General features: G+C 71.0%; 2 protein-coding genes. Both read right to left on the bottom strand.

Annotation, left to right across the window (positions count from 1 at the left end):
* Positions 1 to 139 precede the first annotated feature (139 nt).
* On the bottom strand, positions 140 to 1,783 hold the full coding sequence (locus U9R90_RS34930) for a DNA repair helicase XPB (RefSeq protein ID WP_411061411.1): 1,644 nt from the start codon (positions 1,781 to 1,783) through the stop codon (positions 140 to 142).
* Positions 1,784 to 1,845: 62 nt separating this feature from the next.
* The gene (locus tag U9R90_RS34925) at positions 1,846 to 2,862 is read right to left on the bottom strand and encodes a teichoic acid biosynthesis protein C (protein ID WP_411061409.1); all 1,017 of its coding nucleotides are present in this window, start codon (positions 2,860 to 2,862) and stop codon (positions 1,846 to 1,848) included.
* Positions 2,863 to 3,051: the final 189 nt, after the last annotated feature.

The raw sequence follows: 3,051 nt of genomic DNA, 5'->3' as shown, positions 1-3,051 counted from the left end.
CGGCACACCCACCACGTCGGCAACGCCCTGCGCGCCGTCAAGGTCTTCGCGGCCGCCGCCGTGAGCGTCGTCGTACTCGGCGAGTACGGCGAGGAAGCGGGCGTCGTACGGCGCCGCTGACCGGCGGCCCCGACGCCGGTTACCCCTCCGCCAGCACATCCCCCGCGTCCATGATCCGGTACGCGTACCCCTGCTCCGCCAGGAACCGCTGCCGATGCGCCGCGAAGTCCTGGTCGATGGTGTCGCGGGCGACGACGGAGTAGAAGCGGGCCTCGTGGCCGTCCGCCTTCGGCCGCAGCACGCGCCCCAGCCGCTGCGCCTCCTCCTGCCGGGACCCGAAGGTCCCCGACACCTGGATCGCCACCGTCGCCTCCGGCAGGTCGATCGAGAAGTTCGCCACCTTGGACACGACGAGCACCGAGATCTCGCCCTCCCGGAACGCGTCGAAGAGCTTCTCGCGCTGCGCGTTCGTCGTCTCGCCCTTGATGACCGGCGCGTCCAGATGCTCGCCCAGCTCGTCCAGCTGGTCGATGTACTGCCCGATGACCAGGGTCTGCTCGCCGTGGTGCCGTGCCACCAGCGCCTCGGTGACCTTCCGCTTGGTCGCGGTGGTCGCGCAGAAGCGGTACTTCTCCTCGGCTTCGGCGGTGGCGTACGCGATCCGCTCGCTGTCGGTCAGGTTGACCCGTACCTCCACACAGTCGGCGGGCGCGATGTACCCCTGCGCCTCGATCTCCTTCCACGGCGCGTCGAACCGCTTCGGGCCGATGAGGGAGAACACGTCCGACTCGCGGCCGTCCTCGCGTACGAGCGTCGCGGTCAGCCCGAGCCGCCGCCTGGCCTGCAGATCCGCCGTGAACTTGAAGACCGGCGCGGGCAGCAGATGCACTTCGTCGTAGAGGATCAGACCCCAGTCGCGGGAGTCGAAGAGCTCCAGGTGTGGGTAGACGCCCTTCCGCTTCGTGGTCAGCACCTGGTACGTGGCGATGGTGACCGGCCGGATCTCCTTCTTCGTCCCGCTGTACTCGCCGATCTCGTCCTCGGTGAGCGAGGTGCGCTTCACCAGCTCGTGCTTCCACTGCCGCGCGGAGACGGTGTTGGTCACCAGGATCAGCGTGGTCGCCTTCGCCTGAGCCATCGCCCCGGCCCCGACCAGGGTCTTTCCGGCCCCACAGGGCAGGACGACCACACCGGAGCCGCCGTGCCAGAAGTTCTCCACGGCCTGCTTCTGGTACGGGCGCAGCGCCCAGCCGTCCTCGACCAGCTCTATGGCGTGCGCCTCGCCGTCCACGTATCCCGCGAGGTCCTCGGCCGGCCAGCCCAGCTTCAGCAGGGTCTGCTTGATCTGCCCGCGCTCGGAGGGGTGCACCACCACCGTGTCCGGGTCGATCCGTGCCCCGACCAGCGGCGCGATCCGCTTGGACCGCAGCACCTCCTCCAGTACGGGCCGGTCGGTGCTGGTCAGCACGAGGCCGTGCGCGGGGTGCTTGCTGAGCGTGAGCCGCCCGTACCGGTCCATGGTCTCGGCGATGTCCACCAGCAGCGCGTGCGGCACGGGGTACCGCGAGAACTCCACCAGCGCGTCCACGACCTGCTCCGCGTCATGCCCGGCGGCCCGCGCGTTCCACAGCCCCAGCGGGGTCACCCGGTAGGTGTGGATGTGCTCGGGCGCCCGCTCCAGCTCGGCGAAGGGCGCGATGGCACGGCGGCAGGCGTCGGCCTGCTCGTGGTCGACTTCCAGGAGCAGGGTCTTGTCCGACTGGACGATGAGGGGACCGTTCACGCGCGCACCCTTTCGAGAGGCCAAACGTCCAGTGTGCCGTATGGCCGGGGATTGCCGCCTGGTCAGCTGAGTGCTTTGTAGTACAGGCGGAAGCGGCGGGCGCCCGCCGGGCCCTCGGTGAAGCCCAGGCAGAGGCGGGGCTCGTCGCCTCGGCGGTGCAGGATGGCCAGGCCCTCTGGCTCGCGGGGGTCCAGGTCCGGCGCGGTTCGTTCCAGCTGTTCCCAGACGACCCGGCCGGTGCGGAGATCGATGCGGTAGAGGCGGGCGTCGCCGCCGGAGGATGCCGGGTTGTCGGGGCCGTACGCGCTGCCGAGCAGCTGGTAGGCGTGGTTGCCGTACAGGGCCATGCCCTGGAAGGGCAGCCGGAGGTCCGCGCCGGGCTGGGGGAAGTCGGCCAGGGGACGGAATCTGCGGGCGCCGAACTGGGTCAGGTCGTAGAGCGCGAAGCGGGCCACGCCCCTTGTCTTGTAGCGCAGGAGCAGGCGGTGGTGGACCACGTCGAGCGCGGGATAGTTGCTGGTGGAGCCGGGGACGGGGCGGTACGTGCGCAGGTCGCCGCTGTCACGGGACATGACCCGGCCAGGGGTGAAGCGGAAGCGGCACACGCCGCGGCCGTAGCCGGACCTGGGGTTGGCGTCCCACTCCGTCCACAGGGTGATGCCCACGGTGGACGGCTGGAGGCCGATCGAGCCTCCGTGGCCGAAGCCCTTCAGGTACATGTGCCCGGCCGGGAAGCCGTCCAGGGTCAGGCGGTTGAGGCAGAGGTCGCCGTTCCGGGAGCGTTCGGCGTGGCTGAGGGGTGCGTCCTCGCCGGGCAGCTGGAGGCCGCTCGGCAGCACCTGCAACGCGTAGATGTGGCCCCGCGGGTCGTCGAAGGCGAAGGACTGCAGGACTGTGGTGTGGCGGAGCTGCCCGGCCAGGAGCTGGCGGCCCGCGGCGGCGAGGGCGGGGGGCTTTCGGTCCGGGAGCGGGGCTGCCGCGGGCCGCTTGTGGTGCGGGGTCGGTGCCGTGTTCGGCTTTCGGCCCGGGGTCGGTGCCGCGCGTGCCCATGGGGTTGGGGTCGCGGTGACCGTTGCCACGGTCAGGCCGAGGCCGAGTACGGCCCTGCGGCCAGGCTGCTGGGGCCCGTGTGTGTGCCTGATCGTCAGCTCCCGGTTCTAGGCGCCTGTTGTCAGCTCTCCGGGAGGTCGGACTGGATGCCCGGTCCCGCTGTGATCTTCAACGGGGAGGGGCGTGGGGGCGTTACGCGGCCGTACGTGTGGGGCGCG

This window comes from Streptomyces sp. E11-3 (assembly GCF_046540415.1).
Lineage (GTDB): Bacteria > Actinomycetota > Actinomycetes > Streptomycetales > Streptomycetaceae > Streptomyces.
Note: the sequence above shows the minus strand (reverse complement) of the source record. Positions and strands in the feature narration are given on the sequence as shown.